Raw genomic sequence first — 19,289 nt, 5'->3', positions numbered from 1 at the left:
TTGGTATAAATTCCGTGGCTACAACGGTGAGACTCGTCGAAACCAATCAATGTCAACGATGCACTTTGTTAGTGCTCATCACGTAACTTTCAATGATTTTGGCAATCACACTAGTCTATACAAAAAGTAAAAATAGTTTAAGACAGGTTTTGCGATATTTGGGAGACTTGCTGTGTCTGGTGGCTAACATTGAGGACTTTAGATTGCCCATGGCGGACATATGTTAGCCACCAGTCAAATATGAAAAAATACTATCCAAGGTGAAGGTGGTCAGGTACGGAGCCCGTGGTGGCCCTGTTAGGCCAAGCGGGCTACTTGGGCTTACAGGGCAAGGACGAGCCTTAAGACTCGAATTTTGCGGCTTAAAGTCGCGCCTAAAGACCGCTCCATCGGCTTTAGGCGGTCCCACAGGCTCCGTACCTGACCACCGAACCGGCTATTTAGAACAAATTTGAATTTCAAACTAGAAATCCAGGCGTAGCGTTGGCGGCCTAAGTGGTGTATCATAGTGCCAGTTATAAACGCAAATTGTGCAGAAATTGGTGAGCATACTATGGATAAAGACACGGTTTACGCGGTCGTAGATATTGAGACGACCGGAACCAGTGTGACAGATGGCGACCGCATTATCCAAATCGGGTGCGTCTTCGTCCAGCATAATAAAATCATTAATCACTTTGAAACGGACGTGAACCCCCTCAGAGAGATTCCGTCAGCGATTACCCGTCTGACGGGGATCTCAAACAAACGGGTCCGACACGCACCGTTATTTGATGACGTGGCGGGCACGTTGTACAGCCTATTGACCAATACGGTCTTCGTGGCTCACAACGTGAACTTTGACTTGCCCTTCATTAACGCTGAGTTTGACCGCGTGGGGTATCCCGAACTGACGATTGCCGCGGTGGACACCGTTTCGTTGAGTCAGATTCTCTTGCCCACGGCGACTAGTTTTCGGTTACGCGATTTGAGCGGGCTCTTTAACATCGAGCACGACAATCCACATTCTGCGGACAGCGATGCCAGCGCGACGGCCGAACTGTTCATTTTCCTCTTCCGGCGGCTGCGGGCCTTACCACTGGTCACCCTGGAACAGATGATTCAGCTACACCCCGAACTACCGCTACAAACGGCGGCACTTTTTGACGTGGCTAAACGGTTGAACGACCAGTCACCACGCAAATTGCCGGACTTTTTGTATGTGAAAAATGGGTTGGCGTTACGTAAGCCAACTGCAATGGCGACCACCACCTTGGCGGCGCCTAGTAAGTACCCGAAGACTAAAAAGCAGAAACAAAGACTGATGCCGGAAAACCTAGAATGGCGTCCGGAACAAGCCAAAATGATGAACTACATTTACAACAACTACGCCGAGTCGGATCGGCATCCCGTCAAACAGATGATTGTGGAGGCGCCCACTGGTATCGGGAAGAGCCTGGGATACACGCTGCCGTTTGCCTATCTGGGTCAAACGGGCAAGCAGGTCGTGGTCAGCACGGCCACCACGCTCTTGCAGGAACAACTGCTGAACCAGACGATTCCGTTGCTCAAACAGATCGTGCCGTTTACTGTTAACGCAGTCTTAGTTAAAGGGAGTCGTCACTACTTAGACCTCCAACGCTTTGCCACCACGTTAAAGGTGGCCGAGACGTCCAAGCAGACTCAGCTATTAAAGTTGCGGCTGTTGGTCTGGTTGACCATGACGACGACTGGTGACTTAGACGAACTTCACCTGGCAACTTACCGGGCCCCATACTTTCAAGAAATCGTGCACGAAGGCTCAGTAACGGCGGAGAATCCGTTCTTTGAGGACGATTTTATTCGGCGTCGGGATCAGCGGATGGCACAGGCGCAATTTATTATCGTGAACCACGCCTACCTGAGTGAACACGCCCTAGATCTGGGTGAACGCTTACACCAGCCTTATCTGATTGTGGATGAGGCCCAGCATCTACCGGATAGTACGCTCAAACAGCGACGGACGCAGGTGAAGTTTGCCCAACTGATCAATGAATTGCACCACATTCAACGCGATATCAGTCGTGAAATTGGTCCCAGTCTATTGCAGCTCTTTGCTGACAATCGGGGAGCTACCGCGACCTTGAATCAGATGTTAGCGACCGGTGCAGCGTTGGAAAGCCAATTAACGGCGCTGATTGAACGACTGTTCCTCCGCTTCTTGGCTAGCAAACGCTTAAACAATCACAACCAAATTATTGAAGAATTGATTCCAGCCCAGGATCTGGCTGCCGAATTATCTCGTGGTGATGTGGCCAAGAAGGCCGCCAATACCACTAACGACCTCCTGGCCGAGTTGGGCAGTTTACGCCAGCAGTTTGATCAACAACACGAACAATTTGTGGCCTCGGAACGCTACCTATTCGAGCAGGTTGATACCCGAATCCATTTATTTGACGACCAAATGGCGCGCCTATTGACCATTTTCCAACAGGTGGCCGACCAGGCGCCAGCCAGTCTCTTCTGGTTAACGATCAACCACGTGGGTGACCGCAATAGTCTGCAAATGGCCAGTGGGTTACTCGCCACCGAAGGGTTCTTACGGCAACACCTGTACGCTGGTTTTCAGCCCGTGTTACTCACGGGGGCCACGCTCTTTTCGTCTGGCCGTTCCCAGTACGTCCTGGACCAATTCGACCTCGACCGAGAAACGACCGCGACGCACCGCATGCGGTCGAGCTTCGATTACGCCAATCAGGCGGAGCTTTTCGTGGCCGACTCTGGTCCGAACCTATCACGGGTGGCACCGGCAGATTACATCACGTACCTGACAGCCGCCATTTCCCAAATTGCTGGTGCCGTGAACAAGCAGACGCTGGTTCTGTTCAACTCTTTAAGTGTGATCGAACAGGTCTATCAACAGCTGGTCAAACAACCGGAATTTGCTAAACGGGAGATCTTTGCGCAGGGCATTAGTGGCAGTAAGGAACGAATTGCAAAACGTTTTGCAACCAGTCATGGCGCCATCTTGTTAGGAGCAGCTAGTTTCTGGGAGGGCATCGACCTACCGGAAGAACAGCTGGAACTCCTGATTGTAACACGGCTACCGTTTGATTCGCCGGATCGGGTATTTGTAAAGGCCAATTACGCGCGGTTAGAGGCCGCTGGTAAGAATCCGTTCTACAATGCGGCCTTACCCGCCACTACACTCAAACTGCGGCAGGGAATTGGGCGATTGATCCGAACACCACGCGACCGCGGGGCAATTGTCATCTTGGATCAACGGTTGATTGAGAAGACGTACGGCAAGAGTATTTTGCGGGCGTTACCAACCGACCTGAACCAAACAACCGGTGATGTGGGCGAAATTGCGCAAGGTTTACTTAATTTTTTCGAAAATCAACCGGACGACTCGGTGACACCACCGGAAGTCTGATATAATTGGGAAAGATTGAATTTTGACAAGGGAGTACGATGGTAAATTGATGAGACAACAGTATCAGCGGCGTCAGCGACCACATCATTGGGTCTTGCTGAGTATCTTAATCGTGATTTTGGCATTGCTGATCAGTGGTGCGTACGTCATTAATAAGGCAACTAAGCCGCTTAGTCAGCAACAGGCGCGGGCCGAAACGGTCGCGAAAAAGTCTGGACATTTGACCAGCGTCAATAACTTCTACTGGACGAACTTAGATACGACTTACTACACGGTTGCTGGCACGAACAAGGCCAAACAGGCTGTTTACGCCATTGTACCCAAGTCGGGAAAGAACGTTACCGTTTTGAAGCAGAGCGCCGGGATGTCCCGGAATACGGCCTTAAAGCAAGCTTGGCAACGTAACCCGAAGAAGGTGCTTTCCGCTGCGCTGTGTCTATTTAATGGCAAACCAGCCTGGCAAGTGAGCTACCTGAATAAGAGTGGGGAGCTCTGCTACCTCACGTTCCAGTACAGCAACGGGAAAGTTTTACAACAAATCGCGAATATTTAAGAGTCAAAAAGGAGGGTGGCGCATGCAACTTTCACAACGCGCATTAGCCGTCAAGCCATCGGCAACGTTAAAGACGTCGCAACAGGCGCAGGAGTTACAGGCACAGGGAATTGATGTTATCAACTTAGGATTGGGGCAACCGGACTTTGACACGCCGACCAGCATTAAAGAGGCCGCGGTCACAGCGATTCAAGCTAATCAAGTGGACGGTTATACGGCAACGGCGGGAATTCTGCCGCTGCGCCAAGCAATTGCGGATTCCTTGGCAACTAAGCAGGGGGTGCAGGTATCGCCAGACCAAGTCGTGGTCACGACGGGCGCTAAAATGGCACTTTACACCCTGTTTCAAGTCATCTTGAATCCTGGGGATGACGTGTTGTTACCAGTACCGTACTGGGTCAGTTATAGTGAACAGGTGAAGTTAGCGGGGGGCCACCCCATCGAGGTTGCTCCAAATGCGTCCTTCAAGGTCACGCCAGAACAACTGGAAGCCGCTGTCACCCCAACGACCCAGGCCATTGTGCTGAACTCGCCCCAGAATCCAAGTGGTATCGTCTATTCTAAGGCGGAGCTACAAGCGATTGGGGACTGGGCGGTTCGTCACGACATTATCTTGGTAGCCGATGAGATTTATGGTGACTTGGTCTATGACGAACAGGCACCAGCACCGTCGATGTTGACCTTGGGCACCAAGGTGGCCGAGCACACCGTCTTGGTCAACGGCGTCTCCAAGACGTACGCGATGACCGGCTGGCGGATCGGCTACACGGTGGCCAACCAACAGATTACGATGGCGATGAAGAACGTGCTATCACACATGACTGGCAACGCAGCTGCAGTCAGCCAGGCAGCGGCCTTAGCAGCCTTAACGGGTGATCAAACGCCGGTGGGTCAAATGAATGCGGCCTTTAAGCAGCGGCTCGACTTGGTCTACCCATTGTTGGCGGCGATTCCTGGGTTTAGTTTGCCCCAGAAGCCGCAGGGGGCGTTTTACCTCTTTCCAGATGTCAGTGAGGCCATGGCCATGAAGGGCTTTAAGACGACCGAAGAGTTTGTAACGGCAGTCTTAAATGAGGCGCACGTAGCCGTGGTCACCGGGGAAGCGTTTGGCCTACCCCAACACATTCGGTTGAGCTATGCCACCGATTCGGAGAAACTCCGAACGGCGATGTCCCGACTGGCCCAATTTATGCAAAACTAATTAAATGCGTTTTAGGGAGAGACTGGGATGAAACTCCTAGTCTCGTTTTTTCTCTAAGGCTCGAGAGAACTCTTTTGAGGAGGTTGCGGACGCTTATGGATGAATTTACACAACGGTACGTTGCGGCTGGTCAGACCAGTTTGGCGAACTACCTGATCGACCACTTTAGAGAAGTGGGGATGACCACCGACCAGCTCTTGATCTACCTGCAACTGCGCCGCTACATGGATCGGGGCACGTCACTGCCAGATGCGGACCAGATTGCGGCTCACCTGGGCTGGGACAAGCAGCGGGTCTATCAGTTGTTACATGAAATGATCAGTCATAAATTAATGACGATTACGACTGTGACCGATAGTCAGGGACAGAAGCAAGATGCCTATGACTTTCGTCTGTTGACGGAGCGGTTGAGTCAGCTCGCCGTCCAAGAAACGCACCAGGAAGTCAAGCAAACGGCGACTAACGAACGGTCTACGGTCTTCAACGCCATTGAGCAGGAGTTTGGCCGGCCTTTGTCACCCCTGGAGATGGAAAGTATTAGCGACTGGCTAGATAAGGATAACTATAAGCCAGAGTTGATTCAGTTGGCCTTAAAGGAGGCTGTATTGAGTCAGGCGTACAGTTTAAAGTATATGGATCGTATCCTGCTGAGCTGGGAGAAGAAGCACCTGACCACGGCCGTTCAAGTTCAAAAGGAACGGGAACGCCAAGAGCCGCGGCACTCGGCTAAGCCAACGAATCAACCGGGTGGGAGCGATATTCCAGATGTCCCCATCTTTAAGCTAACGGACAACTAGGGTTATCCTGTAAATTATGGTGGAAGCTGTCGCTCTCCGGTGGTCAGAGGCGGCGCATGCTGTGGGGACGCTTCAGCCGAAAGGCGGGCTTCCCGCTCGTTTTGAAGCCAGGGAATTCACCTGTCTTCAAAAGCGCCCATGGCCTAAGCTAGCAAATCACTAGCTAATGCCATTTTCACAGCTGGCACCCACCTCATTGGCGTGACTTTCGCCTTACCGGCCGCCAGATATGGGCTGGAACGGTGCGGACACAACTTGAAGCCTCGAAAGTGCCGAGTCTCCAAGCTTGGTCTTCTGCTAAGCCAGTAGGGAAAACACCTACTGACAAAGCAGAATGACGCGCCTGAGCCCATATCTGGCAGCCTCTCGGCTTATACAGTATTTTATTGAGGAATGAATCCAGTATCCGGTATCGAACGGCTTCTATGAGTGGTATGAGTAGGTATTTCAGCAGTGTTTGTAATAGGTTAAACCTCCCTGGCCGCCGGAGTGCGGTCATTACTAATTCTATGAGAAAAAACGCTAGAAGCAGCCCGCAGCTGTTTCTAGCATTTTTACGTCTATAGTTAGTAATTTACTGTATCTGATACTGTAACCGCACCAGTTTGGACGCACCCTTACTGGTAAAGTTTTCACCGAGATTCATCTGCCACATTTGATCGGTGATCTGCAGGTGATGGTCGTCGATGTATTCAGCGAGAATCTGTAGCGCAATACAGATGTTCTTGGTGTCGTTGGTGGTGTCGATTGAAACAAACTGGCCCGCTGGCTTTTTGATCAAGGGCAGGTCACCGGTGTTGGTTCGTGCGGAGACTGCCTTCAAAATACAAAATGAAGCAGTGGGGTACCCGTTAGCACTACTGTTGGGCAACTGGGTCAAGAAGCCCGAGTCACGCTGATTCACAAGGTTGATTTTTCCCAGTTGTTCGTAGAAATCGGTATAGATTTCGGCAATTTCTTCCTCGGTGCAGGCGACCGATTGGCGGGACCGGCAGAACAGGCTCGCTTGACCCGTGACGATCTTCGGCAGATTCTTGGTGGGGACTGCGGTCGTTTCGGGTTGTTTGAACCGAGTTGTGAGGGTCTCCTTCAGTAGGGTCAAATTATCGAGTTGGTCGTTGATTTCGGTCAGGATGCTCTGTAAGTCAGTGTCCAGTGAGTCGCTGTTGGTCGTGTCAGTTAACGCTTTGATTTGGGCAATGGGGAGTCCCAGTCGCCGTAACTGGAGAATAAAGGTTAATTTATACAACTGGTCGTAGTCGTAGTAGCGGTAACCGTTGTCCGCGACTTTTTTAGGCTTGAAGAGATTTTTTTCATCGTAGAACAGGAGTGTTCGCCGGGTGGTCCCGGATAATTTGGCAAAATTTTGAATCGTTAGCATCAAATTCCCCCCTCATGGCTTGACTGTTCCGTTACGTTATACTTTATACTAATGCTGTTGATCAAGCAAATAGCTAAATGAGTGGAGGAAAAATAATGCGAGCAATTGTGATTGATAAGCCGGGTGACACGAGCGTTTTGAAGATGGTGGACCGGCCAATTCCCCGGTCCGATGCGTCCCATTCAGTCATGCGGATTCATGCGTTTGGCGTGCACCGTTACGAAGTGTTGACGCGGGCCGGAGGGTCACCCGCAGTCAAGTTTCCCCGTGTGATTGGGGTCGAAGCGGTCGGTGAGGTGACTGAGCCGGCCACCAACAGCCAGTTAAAGGTTGGCCAAAAGGTTATGACAATGATGGGTGGTTTTGGCCGTGAAGTCGACGGCAGCTACCAGGAATTTGCGCTGGTCGCTGATGAAAATCTTTATCCAGTAGACTATGACGGCGATTGGGTCACGTTGGCCCAGTATCCCGAAAACTTTTATACAGCGATTGGCGCCCTGAAGTCACTCTCACTGACCGCGGGCCAAACGTTGTTGGTCCGCGGCGGTACCAGTGCTGTGGGGCTAGCTGCCATTAAACTGGCTAAAGCGTTTGGCCTGAAAGTGATCGCCACTACACGGCGGAAAGCTATGTTGCCAGAATTGGTTAAAAATGGGGCGGACGATGCGGTGCTGGATACCGACAACAGTTTGGTGACCGACCAAAGCTTTGACGGAATCATCGACATGGTAGGGACTGTCACTCTAGCCAACTCCGTTACGCACCTGAACCAAGGTGGTACGGTCTGCCTGATTGGGTTGTTGGCCGGTGAGTGGATCGTGGAGAACTTCAATCCATTCATCTTAGCAGGCAAGTCACTCACAGTGTTTGACACGACGGACGTTCAGCAGGAACTGGTGAACGAGATGTTTAAATTGATCAAGGAAAATAACTTACAGATTCCAATTGCTAAGGTCTTCAAACTGGCCGACATTCAGGCTGCTCACAAGTACGTGATGGAAAGCCGGGAGTTGGGTCAGGTTATCGTTGATAACGACTAAGGCGACATAGGGATTAAATGAAATGAAGAGAGTAAGATTGACTGCTTTCAGGCACTCGTTCCAGTAACGTATACTGAGCAATAAGCATGAGGCTGGGAGAATCTCCCAGTCTTTTTTTGTGCCAGCTTATTAAGGTTGCTGTTCAAAGGTGATGTTAGCGCTGAGCTACACCGTCACGGCGTAGTAAAATCAGTGTTAAATTTAGTGCTTACTTGAAGGGAAGTCTCAGCATGGTCGATAAGCGGGGTTATAAATACTTTATGAGTGGCGTGATGATACTGGTGGTGGGGGCTGGTTTAACGAGAATTATGACGGGAGAGCTGCATCTAAAGGATGTTTTGTTATTTGCCGTGCTTATCGCAGGGACCGCGAAAGCCTTCAGCTAACCAGGTGTCCTAGGTCGGATTTCAACAGCGTTTAGACTAGTGATTGATTGTGAAAGAAATAAGGCGGGTCCGTAAGATTGTGTCTGGATGATAATCTTACGGACCCGTTGGCAGTTGCTAAGTATTGTAATCTCAACATTTTCTCACTATAATAGTACTTATCATACATAAAGAAAAGAGTGAATTATTTTGAAGTCTAAAGCTGCAAAATTGGCTATCGTAGCGACCCTAAGCCTAGGTCTTGGAATTAGTATTTTGAGTGATCCAATTACATATGATAGTAGTGGCGTGATTGTTGCACAAGCCAGCAAGAAGAATAAAGTTCTTCGCTATAAGAAGTTAGCTAAGAAAGCCGTTCATGTTTCCAAGGGGAATATGTATTCATCGGCTAGGCTCAGCAAGATTTCTCATAAGGCTAAGAACTATAAGCACACCACCTTCTATCGGACTAAGCAAGCTAAGGTTGTTAAGACTAATAAGAAAACTGCTGTTTATAACTATATCAAGTCAAGCAATGGTAAGACGAAGGGCTGGATTTGGCATGGTTATGTGAAGAATGGCAAGGCTCCGAAGGCTAAGGCAAGCAAGTCTGTAGCTACGAGTGCCAAGTCTAAGTCAAGTTCATCTGTAAGCTCAAGCAATAAGATTAGCAAGAGCAAGTTGAAGAGTATGAGTAAAGGGTTTTCTAGTGGAAATAATATTAAGACCATGAATGATTGGTTAATCAAACCTGGTAAAAAAGGTTCTGGGCCTTTAACAAACTCTAAGGGATACCTAATCCCGGCTAAAGGAACCAAGCTTAACATGTTAGACAGCACGTCTTATGTCGCAACTTTAAGTAACGGACATCGCTTATCAGGAATTACAAGTCATCCTAAATACGCACTTGAAGTTATGCCTGGTATGCATTCCAATAGCGAAACGTTTACGAACAAGTCTAATCACTGGAAGCTTTATTTTATCAGTGGTAATGGCGAAAATGGCAAAAAACTTGAAGCGGAACCACATGCGGGGTATAAGCCTATTAGCCACATGAACCCACAACTTCAAAATGGATTTGGGCAACTTGGGATCAATATTAATTCAGATCCAGATTCTGCCCTTTACAATTGGAGCAATAAAACAATTTTGCTTAACAAAGTAGCAGCTGAAAGTGGATTGTTCTTTAAGTAGTATTTATAAAGACATGATATTTATTTCGTGTCTTTTTTGTTATACGTAATATAATCGCTGACATATTATTTGATACTCCGTTATCATTTTTAATTGTAGGCGTTACCTTTTATGTGACAAACTCACAATTAAAGTGCAACAACAGATACTTCAGACCATAAAAACTCCCGTAAGTCTACGCACTAAGCGCAAGACTTACGGGAGTTTTTAGCATTCTAGAGTTTAATCATCCGTGTCTGCTGTTGAATTCGTATGTTTATCGGTGGACGTTGCGGTGCTGCCCGCGGAAGAAGTGGTGGTTGAATCCGTGTTGTCATCATCGCCACCATCTCCGCCACCAGGCTTTTGTTCCGTGGTGCTGGAGGATTCCTTACTGGTGCTGGACTCAGTGGTCGTGGTGTTGGTCTTAGACGAGCTGTTGTTCGTCGTGGCCTGACCGTTACTACTATAAGCAGAGGAGCTCGTGGTGTTGGTTGACCCGTACTGACTAGTTGCCGTCGTATCGGAAACCGTGCCAGCGTGACCCGTTACGTAGTACTCCGTCTTGTTACCTTGTGAAGTAGCGGTCACGGTGCCTGGTGCCGTCCAATCGGTGTTCGTAGACTTAGAAGCCAAGTAACTCATTTCATACTTATAAATCTGTTGAGCAATTTCCGTTTGCGACTCACTGACGTAGTGGCCCGTCTGGAATTGCTTATCGTACCCGGTCCAAACAGAAACGGCGTAGTTCTTGGTGTAACCCGTGAACCAGGAGTCCATCGTTGCGCCGTTTGGTACTTGATCAGCGTAGTCGTCAGGGTAGGAGTCCGTCCCAGTCTTGCCAGCTTGGTAAAGCCCTGAGATGGCAGCGGAACGTCCAGAACCATTGTCGTTCGTGATAACGTCCTTCATCATATCCGTCAACATGAACGCCGTAGCAGTGGACATGGCCCGCTTACCAGTGGAGGCGTAGTTGTGGGCTTTACCATCTTGCGTGACGACCTTGGAAACCAGGTAAGGCTTGTAGTACGTCCCACCGTTTGCGAAGGCGGCGTAGGCCGCAGCTTCTTGTTCGGATGAGATGTAGAGGCCAATCCCATTTTGCAAGGTCAACGGTTTGTCGAACGTCATCCCCAGGCCCTTCAGGAAGGTGGTTGCCTTCTTGATACCGACGTTTTGTAGCGTCCGAATGGCGGGGATGTTTCGTGACTCGTAGAGGGCCTTACGCATGGTGATGGTTCCTTGATACTGATGGTCCCAGTCGTAAAGGTTCTTGGTGGTTCCAGGGTACGTAAACGCCGTATCCTTGACTGGTTCGTAGGTTGGATAATACAGATAGTCAATGGCAGGACCGTAATCCATTAGTGGCTTGGCCGTTGAGGCACTGGACCGGTCAGTTTGGACGGCCCGGTTGAGACCAAACGTAACGTTCCCGGTCTTCCGACCACCAATCATGGCGACGACCTTCCCGTTGTTCGGGTTAACAATGGTCGAGCCAACTTGGAACTTGCTGGAAGGGAAGGAGACGTAGCTGTTCCCATTGACGATGTCATAGAGCTTCTTCTGAGCACCCATATCCAAGTTGGTATGCACCTTCAGGCCACCAGTCGTCGTGTTGTAACCCTTTTTCTTCAATTCGGCGTAGACCTGTTTGAGGTAAGCATCGATGACCTTAGTGGTCTTGGGGTCATTACTGGTAGTTGTCTGGTGGTTCTTGACCAGCCCAGTGGTGATGCTGGTCGCTTCGGCCTGTTTCGCCTGAGCAGACGTGATGGCATTGTTCGAAGCCATAGCTTCCAAGACCAGGTCACGCCGTTTTTTAGCGAGTGCTGGATAGCTGGTTGGGTCGTAGTTGGTCGGTGATTGTGGCATCCCAGCTAGGAGAGCCAACTGAGCGAGATTTAGACTTCTAAGGGTCTTACCATAGTAGTATTGTGCGGCGGTCTGCATCCCGTAGACCCCATTACCCATGTAAACCTTGTTCACGTAATATTCTAGAATCTGGTCCTTGGAGTAATCATGATCGACCTTCAAGGCTAACCAGGCTTCTTGGGCCTTACGCTTAAGCGTTCGGTCGGAGGCGTTGGTGGAGAAGACGGACAGCTTGACCAGCTGTTGCGTCAAGGTACTCCCACCTTGCATCCCCAGTGAGGAACCGGTGACGTTCGCAAATGCTGCTCCCATGATCCGGATGGGGTCGACCCCGTTGTTCTTGTAGAAGCGCCGGTCTTCGGTCGAAACGACCGCACTCTTCAACGTGGCGGGGATATTTGGCGACTTCACGTAGTTTCGGTTCTGTGCCCCGAGTCGTGAAATGACCTTGCCGTTGGCGTCGTAGACCCGGGTCGAGGTATCACTCGACAGGGCACCTTCTGTGACCTTGGGGGCGCTTTGCGCGTAGTAAAAGAACAGGCCGGCGCCGGCGAGAATTCCCAGAACACCAATGGCAACGATGATGAACAAAATGCGACGGAATAACCGCCACCCGTTGTGCGGGCGTTTGGGGCCGGCGCCCTGGGTGCGCTCATTATTGCGGCTCATCCGGGTCTCCGACGATGAATTGTTACTAGACATGTTAATCTCCTTTGCGTTTAAACGTGTTCACTTCTGGTGTTTCTACTATAGAAGCTGATCCACGGCTTTGAGATAGGGAACAGGTAACTGGAGTTCTGGCGTAATCAGGATGCCTTGCTCAGCAATATCTGTGTAAGGAACTGATTTACGGCCACCGGCTTCCTGAGCATCCCAGCAAGCAAACAGCTTGGTCGCAGGGTACAGGTAGATCTCTTGGCGGGTAACGAATTTAATAATAGCAAAGCAAATACCGCCCTGAGTCATGCAAGCACGCATGTGATCAATCTGATGTTGATGAAAGTTTTTCAAGGGAAACGACGACTTGTTGTGGGTTTCCTTGGCATCAAAGTCCAGGTAATGGCCCTGATAAACGCCGTTGTAGTCAGTCGTAGAAGCCGTACTGAAGTAAGCCTCTTTGATGACTGCGGCACTGCGTTTAGGGTAGTCGACCTTGACGATGCGAATGGGCGTTGGTTTCTTGTGAACAACGGCCAGTCCGTGTAGTTCATAGTAGGTATTGGACTCGTTGAGTTCCTCTTCCAACGTCATTCCCCGTTTGCCATAGTCAGTGGTGTAGGTGCTGGGGAAACGCCGTCCAGTTGGCGTCGCAGGTGCTCGGTAGGCATTCCCATTGGGATACCGAATGGTCATTGATTCCTCACGCTCCTTCATTTGAAAACCGAAGCTTCCAGTTTATGACCTAGTTATTGACATTATACCAAGGTGACCGCGAAATAAAAACTCCTAAAGCCACTCGAAGCCCGTGATTCCCCGAATTTAAATGTAACTTAACCTGGAGACACCTTGGATTTGACTGTGGCAGAGGGACTAAAATGTCCGCGCTCCGGCGGCCAGGGCTGGTGCCTGCTGTGGGGACGCTTCAGCCAAAAGGCGGGCTTCTCGCTCGCTTTGAAGCCACGAAAACCGCGTGTCTTCAAAGGCGCCCACGGCCTAGGCCAGCCTAGAACGCTAGCCAATGCCGTTTTCACAGCTGGCGCCAGCCCTGGCCACCTCCGGCTCTGATTGGTTGATATTCCGACGGTGGATGTGTCTGCAAGGAAAGCGGCGATTTAAGTTGGACGCCCAATTACGATATCGATTTTTTAAATGAATTGGGAGGTAGTCAATAGCCTTCAATGAAGCAATCATTGTGTAATTAGTTGTCTAAGGGTTGAAAATCAAATTGGTGGCACTCTGATGTCTAAGTCCTCCGTTGACTTTGATTATGTTTTAGCTAAAGGTTGAAAGCACTGAAACACCCACTGTGCCTGGTACAACAAAGATTGGGTATTGAGGTTTAGTCAGACATAGTGAAAAATTGTTGCCTGACCGTTCGTCAAATTTGGACCGGAACGCGGTGGGAAGGACGGGATAAGCCGAAGGGCGGTCTTGTCCCTCGCTGAAGCCACAAGCACGTCTTCAAGCCGCTATTTTCAAGTAAATCATTTAAAAAATCCGCGGCTGAGTCCAAATTTGACTCACTTACGGCTACCTAGTGGCGTGCCAACAATATTGAGTAAGTGCTGTCATTCAGGTATTTAAGCTACCTAACCTGTTTAACCGGAGGCAGTCAGAGGTGGAGCCAGCTGTGTCGACGGTGTTAGCCGATTTTCGGCTTTACACCGTGGGACGTGTTTGGAGACTGGTGGTTTTTCCAGGCTTCAAACCGAGCCGAAGGACCGCCTTTCAGGCCGTAGGCGTTCCCCGCAGCGGGCGGAATCTCTGACTGCCTCCGGTGGCCGGCAAGGCGACTCACCCCAGAGTCAATTGAAACCAACGTTAACGAAATAATTGCAAAATTTTTATCCACGTAAGTTGCTCAGTCGACGATTTTTCGCTAAACTAAGAAGGGTAAGGCAAAGGGGGCTGACCAAATGAGTCGGTTATGGCTAACTGGGTATCGGAGCTATGAGCTGGGTGTCTTTGGTAATCAGGACCCCAAGCTGTTAGTGATTAAAGATACCTTGAAAAAGTTATTGATCAACAAGATTGAAAACGGGACGGACTGGTTGATCACTGGTGGTCAGTTGGGCGTTGAACAGTGGGCGGCCGAAGTTGGCCTGGCATTGAAGCCAGATTACCCGGAGCTGAAGATTGCCATGATGACGCCGTTTGCTGAGTTCGGGAACAACTGGAATGCTGACAACCGGGGAAAGTACGCGCAACTGGCTAGTCAGGTCGACTTCCACCAGTCAGTCAGCGAGCAACCCTATCATGGCCCCCAACAGTTAAGAAACTATCAAGAATTTATGCTGACCCATACGGATGAGGCGGTCATGGTTTATGATTTAGAGGTTGAAGGGAAACCTAAGTATGACCAGCAGGCCGTAGCGCGGTTTCAAGAGCAGCATGCTTATCCCCTGACGTTGATTGATATGGATTGGTTACAGGAAAGTGCCAATGAATATCAAGAAAATTTAAATAATGGTTCCCAATTTGAATAAAAACTGGTATGATTAATCTTGCCGGTTTGATTAGGATAACGAGGTGTAATGATCAATGGAAAACGTTAATTTCACTCCCAAGGAAATTTTGCAAAAGCAATTCCGTCAAAAGATGCGTGGGTACGATCCAGACGACGTTGACAGTTTCTTAGACAACGTCATCAAGGACTACGACACTTTTGTTAAGGAGAATCAACGGCTTCAAGACGAAAACGAACGGTTGTTGGCCAAGGTCGACGAACTCACGAAGCAAGTGCAAGTGGGCGGAAGTCAGCCACAAGCTGCTACAACCAGCCAACCAACTTCAAATGTCACGAACATGGACATCTTGAAGCGGTTATCCAACCTGGAACGGCACGTTTTCGGTTCACAATTAGATAATGATCCAAACGAGTCACATCGTTTGTAGAATTATATAGACTGGTGTAAATCCTGAGTAATCGCGGTCGGCTTAAGTCGGCTGAGGAAAGTCCATGCTCGCACAGGCTGCGATGCCTGTAGTGTTCGTGCTCGGTGAAAAAATAAGCCGGGGGACGTTAGCAATAACGTTACGGCGGGAAAAAACGACTAAGGCTTCGGCTATGTCCTAGTATCCCTGAAAAGTGCCACAGTGACGATACGTTTAAGGAAACTTAGACGGTGGAACGCGGTAAACCCCTCGAGCGGGCAACCCAAACTTTTGGTAGGGGCGCTTCACACATGGAATTGAACGAAGTGTGGGGGGAGAGGAAACTCTCGAGATAGATGATTACTGCCAGTCAGTCGTTTGCCTGAAACGGCTGGGTGGTACAAAACATGGCTTACAGGGATTTACACCATGTCAGGTTTGGTGGGAGCTTGCTCCCGCCTTTTTTTATAGCTATAATTGCCTTGAAAGGCGGTTGATTGGTCTGAATAAGACTAAGTAGTGTTTCTTACGTGACCACGTACAAGCGGGTCAACGAGACCGGTCAACAAATTAGGAGTGTTAAATGTTGCGGTTCTACGACGCAACTTTTAGATGAAAATGAAATGAATAGCATCATGATTAGGAGGACGTTATGAAGAAATTCCATTTATACGCGGCCACTGCCAGTGGTATTGAAGCCATCGCCGGGCGCGAATTACGTGACTTAGGGTATGACACCCAAGTTGAAAACGGTCGGGTCCGTTTCGACGGCACGATTGAAGACATCCTGCGAGCTAATTTGTGGTTGCGGACGGCTGATCGGGTTCGAATCATCGTGGCTGAATTTGACGCCGTGACTTTTGACGAATTATTTGAAGCCACCAAGGCGGTTGCCTGGGATGAACTGTTGCCAATGGATGCAGCTTTCCCAGTGGAGGGCCGTTCCAAGAAATCGCAACTCCACAGTGTGCCGGACGCGCAAGCCATCGTGAAGAAGGCTGTGGCCACTAAATTGGCAGCCGTCTATCACCGGCGGACGCGGATGCCTGAAACCGGGGCCACGTATCCTTTGGAAGTCATGATCGACAAGGATCACGTGATGCTGACGTTAGATACCACCGGGTCCAGTCTCTTCAAACGGGGCTACCGGGTCGGTAAGGGTGGCGCACCACTGAAGGAAAACATGGCGGCGGCTTTGATTGCCCTGACGAGTTGGCATAAGGACATGCCGTTCTGGGATCCCGTCTGTGGGTCCGGGACCATTCCGATTGAAGCCGCTTTGATTGGACGTAACTTGGCCCCTGGGTTTAACCGGACCTTTACCTGCGAAAGCTGGGACTGGGTTTCGCAAGAATTGAGTGACCAGGTTCGTGACGAAGCCGATGCTAAGGCCGATTATGACACACCGCTTCAGATTTTTGGGACGGATATTGATGAAAATATGGTGGCGATTGCCAAGCGTAACGCCCAAGAAGCCGGCCTGTCACAAGATGTCACGTTCAGTCAATTGGCCGTGCAGGACTTCAAGACGGACCTCGAACATGGGGTCATCGTTGCCAACCCACCTTACGGGGAACGGTTGAGTGACCAGGCCAGCGTGCGGGAACTCTATAAGCAAATGGGTCAGGTCTTCAAGCCACTGACTGATTGGTCGAAGTACATTTTGACCGCTGACCTGGAGTTTGAACACTTCTACGGCCAGAAGGCAACGAAGACGCGGAAACTCTATAACGGGGCACTGCGGACTGACTACTTCCAGTTCTGGGCCCAACGTCATCCACGTCATAAGGGGTAATTTCAATGATCAAAGACGATTGTGTTTTTTGTCAGAAAAAAGAAATCGTTTTGGAGAATGATCTGGCCAAAGCCTTCTGGGACACCCATCCCGTGCGGCGCGGTCACCTATTGATCGTACCTAAGCAACACTATGCCACTTATTTTGACGTGCCAGCACCCACGCGTCACGCGATGGACGACTTGTTGTTTGTCGCTAAAGACTACTTGGATGACCGGTATCATCCCGCGGGTTACAACGTGGGGGTCAACGTGGCCGCAGCGGCTGGTCAAACGGTGATGCACGCCCACGTCCACCTGATTCCCCGGTACGTCGGCGACGTGAAGAATCCAGCGGGTGGTGTGCGGAAGATGATTCCGAAGGCCGTTCGGAAACTTATGTCATAAAACTTAACATTTAATTTTCATAAGCCTGTAAGCACTGGTGTAAGCCAATCTTACGGGCTTTTTGTTTGTTAAATTACCCGTTAAACGGGTGGTATCCTGAAAGTATAACGGGACTTTTTCTGAAAACGGTGTTAGAATTTCTAACATTAAGAGAGAAGAGGGCGTTGTTATGAATCTTGCAAATACCGCGTTTGTCTTAGTCGCTAGTGTCTTGGTCCTGTTTATGACTCCTGGATTGGCCTTCTTTTACGGGGGCTTGGTCTCCGAGAAAAACGTTGTCAACACCATGTTATCGGTCTTCATTATGACGGGGGTCGCAATTCTACTGTGGGTCTTCCTGGGCTACACCATGGCGTTCTCCGGCAACGTTGCAGGGGTCGTGGGTAATTTGAACCACGTCTTCATGGCCGGGGTCAACCTAGCTAGCTTGACTGCCAGTCACATTCCGGTGGGGGCGTACTCGTTGTTTCAAATGATGTTTGCAATCATTACCCCAGCGTTGTTCGTGGGGGCGGTCGTTGGCCGGATTCGGTTTAAATTCTTGTTACTCTTTCTGATTGCCTGGTCGATTCTAATTTACTACCCGATGGTCCACTTGGTTTGGGCCCCAGCGGGTTGGTTGGCAAAATTAGGCGTTTTGGATTTTGCCGGTGGGACGGTCGTGCACATCAACGCTGGGGTCACCGCCTTGGTTCTGTCCGCTTGGCTGGGACCGCGGCTGAACCGTGGTCACAATCAACATTACAATTTGCCTTGGGTATTGCTGGGAACGGCGATTCTGTGGATCGGTTGGTACGGTTTTAACGCTGGGAGTGCACTGACGGTCAACGGTGTTGCTCTACAGGCGGCCATTACCAGTACGGTGGCTACGGCCACGGCGATGGTGGTGTGGATGGGCTTAGACATTTGGAAGACTGGCAAGCCAACGTTGGTTGGTGTGTGTACCGGGACGTTGTGCGGGCTGGTTGCCATTACGCCGGCCGCTGGCTACGTCACGATTCTGGGGTCGGTGGCCATTGGGGCCATTGCCACCTGCACCAGCTTTGCGTTTATCCAATTTCTTAAGCCCAAGTTGGGAATCGATGATGCTTTAGATGCCTTTGGCTGTCACGGAGTCAGCGGCATTGTTGGCAGTATCTTGACCGGGGTCTTTGCGACTAAGGCCGTGAACCCGACGATTACGACGAACGGGTTGGCCTATGGTGGTGGGCTGCACTTGTTGTTGATCCAACTATTGGCGACCGGCGTGACGATTGCTTTTGTTGCGGCGATGGGGTGCTTGATCATCTGGGGGCTGCGGCAGGTCACGCCCATGCGAGTTGGTGCTGAGGAAGAACGGTTGGGATTGGACCAAGGCGAGCACGGTGAACGGGCCGACTACGCGGTTGGCTTGACGGAACGGTTAGCTGATTACAAGCCGGACCAGGAACTGTACGCACCAGAATTCAAGGGCCAACTGCAGCAGCTGAAAAATCCGAACCCTGAGCCGACTCATCTTAATGGTAATTGATTGTGAAATTGTCGCGCTTCGGCGTAGATTGTGGTTTAGTATGACTGCTGCTACAGGAATCCGAAATGCTATATTTGGCGGGCTAACTGACAATAGATTTAGTTGGCGCCAAAATAATGTGTAAGCCGAGAGGCCGGTAGCCATGGGCTCAGGCGCGTCCGCACCGTTCCAGCCCATAGCTGGCGGCCGGTAAGGCGGAAGTGCACGTTAATATTCCTGCTGTGACAAGCTTTTGATCTTTCAATGGTAACTAAAGTTAGTAACTTTCTTAAGAATGGTCGACTTGAT

15 protein-coding genes and 1 other RNA gene are annotated in these 19,289 nt (G+C 50.1%); 13 read left to right on the top strand and 3 right to left on the bottom strand.

Annotation, left to right across the window (positions count from 1 at the left end; translation table 11 throughout):
• Positions 1-553 precede the first annotated feature (553 nt).
• The 4 genes from AB3Y94_RS02840 (at position 554) to AB3Y94_RS02825 (ending at position 5,945) form a co-directional block, all read left to right on the top strand.
• Positions 554-3,394: a helicase C-terminal domain-containing protein gene (locus AB3Y94_RS02840; RefSeq protein ID WP_367295040.1), complete on the top strand. Its 2,841-nt coding sequence runs from the start codon at positions 554-556 to the stop codon at positions 3,392-3,394.
• 49 nt (positions 3,395-3,443) lie between these two features.
• Entirely contained in the window at positions 3,444-3,947 is a 504-nt protein-coding gene (locus AB3Y94_RS02835; RefSeq protein ID WP_367296476.1) for a DUF5590 domain-containing protein, read from the top strand.
• A 22-nt stretch (positions 3,948-3,969) separates the two neighbouring features.
• Entirely contained in the window at positions 3,970-5,148 is a 1,179-nt protein-coding gene (locus AB3Y94_RS02830) for a pyridoxal phosphate-dependent aminotransferase (RefSeq protein WP_367295039.1), read from the top strand.
• Between the two features lie 95 nt (positions 5,149-5,243).
• Positions 5,244-5,945 carry a DnaD domain-containing protein gene (locus AB3Y94_RS02825; RefSeq protein WP_367295038.1) on the top strand — a complete coding sequence of 234 codons (702 nt, stop codon included), beginning with the start codon at positions 5,244-5,246 and terminating at the stop codon, positions 5,943-5,945.
• Positions 5,946-6,519: 574 nt separating this feature from the next.
• On the opposite strand, the gene AB3Y94_RS02820 is transcribed toward AB3Y94_RS02825, so the two are convergent.
• Entirely contained in the window at positions 6,520-7,326 is an 807-nt protein-coding gene (locus AB3Y94_RS02820; RefSeq protein ID WP_367295037.1) for a MerR family transcriptional regulator, read from the bottom strand.
• Between the two features lie 95 nt (positions 7,327-7,421).
• Here AB3Y94_RS02820 and AB3Y94_RS02815 point away from each other — a divergent pair, with 95 nt between their 5' ends.
• The 3 genes from AB3Y94_RS02815 to AB3Y94_RS02805 all read left to right on the top strand — a co-directional run bounded on the left by AB3Y94_RS02815 (position 7,422) and on the right by AB3Y94_RS02805 (position 9,925).
• Positions 7,422-8,366 (top strand): zinc-binding dehydrogenase, encoded by a 945-nt coding sequence (locus AB3Y94_RS02815; protein WP_367295036.1) that lies wholly within the window; start codon positions 7,422-7,424, stop codon positions 8,364-8,366.
• 230 nt (positions 8,367-8,596) lie between these two features.
• Positions 8,597-8,752, top strand: a complete 156-nt coding sequence (locus AB3Y94_RS02810) for a hypothetical protein (RefSeq protein ID WP_367295035.1) — start codon at positions 8,597-8,599, stop codon at positions 8,750-8,752.
• Between the two features lie 189 nt (positions 8,753-8,941).
• Positions 8,942-9,925, top strand: coding sequence for a hypothetical protein (locus AB3Y94_RS02805; protein WP_367295034.1), 984 nt, complete (start codon positions 8,942-8,944; stop codon positions 9,923-9,925).
• A gap of 222 nt (positions 9,926-10,147) precedes the next feature.
• On the opposite strand, the gene AB3Y94_RS02800 is transcribed toward AB3Y94_RS02805, so the two are convergent.
• Together AB3Y94_RS02800 and recU are read right to left on the bottom strand one after the other, a co-directional pair.
• The gene (locus AB3Y94_RS02800; RefSeq protein WP_367295033.1) at positions 10,148-12,478 is read right to left on the bottom strand and encodes a transglycosylase domain-containing protein; all 2,331 of its coding nucleotides are present in this window, start codon (positions 12,476-12,478) and stop codon (positions 10,148-10,150) included.
• Between the two features lie 45 nt (positions 12,479-12,523).
• On the bottom strand, positions 12,524-13,129 hold the full coding sequence (gene recU, locus AB3Y94_RS02795) for a Holliday junction resolvase RecU (protein ID WP_367295032.1): 606 nt from the start codon (positions 13,127-13,129) through the stop codon (positions 12,524-12,526).
• Positions 13,130-14,352: 1,223 nt separating this feature from the next.
• Between recU and AB3Y94_RS02790 the strand changes: the two genes are divergently transcribed.
• The 6 genes from AB3Y94_RS02790 to AB3Y94_RS02765 all read left to right on the top strand — a co-directional run bounded on the left by AB3Y94_RS02790 (position 14,353) and on the right by AB3Y94_RS02765 (position 19,001).
• Complete coding sequence (locus AB3Y94_RS02790) at positions 14,353-14,922, top strand: DUF1273 domain-containing protein (protein WP_367295031.1); 570 nt, start codon at positions 14,353-14,355, stop codon at positions 14,920-14,922.
• A gap of 55 nt (positions 14,923-14,977) precedes the next feature.
• The gene (gene gpsB, locus AB3Y94_RS02785) at positions 14,978-15,331 is read left to right on the top strand and encodes a cell division regulator GpsB (RefSeq protein ID WP_367295030.1); all 354 of its coding nucleotides are present in this window, start codon (positions 14,978-14,980) and stop codon (positions 15,329-15,331) included.
• 19 nt (positions 15,332-15,350) lie between these two features.
• Positions 15,351-15,730, top strand: an RNA gene (gene rnpB, locus AB3Y94_RS02780) — RNase P RNA component class B.
• Between the two features lie 232 nt (positions 15,731-15,962).
• Positions 15,963-17,105 (top strand): class I SAM-dependent RNA methyltransferase, encoded by a 1,143-nt coding sequence (locus AB3Y94_RS02775; protein WP_367295029.1) that lies wholly within the window; start codon positions 15,963-15,965, stop codon positions 17,103-17,105.
• Between the two features lie 5 nt (positions 17,106-17,110).
• Positions 17,111-17,491 carry an HIT family protein gene (locus AB3Y94_RS02770; protein ID WP_367295028.1) on the top strand — a complete coding sequence of 127 codons (381 nt, stop codon included), beginning with the start codon at positions 17,111-17,113 and terminating at the stop codon, positions 17,489-17,491.
• Positions 17,492-17,660: 169 nt separating this feature from the next.
• Positions 17,661-19,001 (top strand): ammonium transporter, encoded by a 1,341-nt coding sequence (locus AB3Y94_RS02765; RefSeq protein WP_367295027.1) that lies wholly within the window; start codon positions 17,661-17,663, stop codon positions 18,999-19,001.
• The last annotated feature ends 288 nt before the right edge of the window (positions 19,002-19,289 follow it).

It is taken from the genome of Levilactobacillus yonginensis (assembly GCF_964065165.1).
GTDB lineage: Bacteria > Bacillota > Bacilli > Lactobacillales > Lactobacillaceae > Levilactobacillus > Levilactobacillus yonginensis_A.
This window is presented reverse-complemented; position numbering and strand designations above follow the sequence as displayed.

Coding starts and splice junctions, on each gene's coding strand:
- AB3Y94_RS02840 (WP_367295040.1), top strand. CDS start 554: ATGGATAAAGACACGGTTTACGCGGTCGTAGATATTGAGACGACCGGA.
- AB3Y94_RS02835 (WP_367296476.1), top strand. CDS start 3,444: ATGAGACAACAGTATCAGCGGCGTCAGCGACCACATCATTGGGTCTTG.
- AB3Y94_RS02830 (WP_367295039.1), top strand. CDS start 3,970: ATGCAACTTTCACAACGCGCATTAGCCGTCAAGCCATCGGCAACGTTA.
- AB3Y94_RS02825 (WP_367295038.1), top strand. CDS start 5,244: ATGGATGAATTTACACAACGGTACGTTGCGGCTGGTCAGACCAGTTTG.
- AB3Y94_RS02820 (WP_367295037.1), bottom strand. CDS start 7,326: ATGCTAACGATTCAAAATTTTGCCAAATTATCCGGGACCACCCGGCGA.
- AB3Y94_RS02815 (WP_367295036.1), top strand. CDS start 7,422: ATGCGAGCAATTGTGATTGATAAGCCGGGTGACACGAGCGTTTTGAAG.
- AB3Y94_RS02810 (WP_367295035.1), top strand. CDS start 8,597: ATGGTCGATAAGCGGGGTTATAAATACTTTATGAGTGGCGTGATGATA.
- AB3Y94_RS02800 (WP_367295033.1), bottom strand. CDS start 12,478: ATGTCTAGTAACAATTCATCGTCGGAGACCCGGATGAGCCGCAATAAT.
- recU (WP_367295032.1), bottom strand. CDS start 13,129: ATGACCATTCGGTATCCCAATGGGAATGCCTACCGAGCACCTGCGACG.
- AB3Y94_RS02790 (WP_367295031.1), top strand. CDS start 14,353: ATGAGTCGGTTATGGCTAACTGGGTATCGGAGCTATGAGCTGGGTGTC.
- gpsB (WP_367295030.1), top strand. CDS start 14,978: ATGGAAAACGTTAATTTCACTCCCAAGGAAATTTTGCAAAAGCAATTC.
- AB3Y94_RS02775 (WP_367295029.1), top strand. CDS start 15,963: ATGAAGAAATTCCATTTATACGCGGCCACTGCCAGTGGTATTGAAGCC.
- AB3Y94_RS02770 (WP_367295028.1), top strand. CDS start 17,111: ATGATCAAAGACGATTGTGTTTTTTGTCAGAAAAAAGAAATCGTTTTG.
- AB3Y94_RS02765 (WP_367295027.1), top strand. CDS start 17,661: ATGAATCTTGCAAATACCGCGTTTGTCTTAGTCGCTAGTGTCTTGGTC.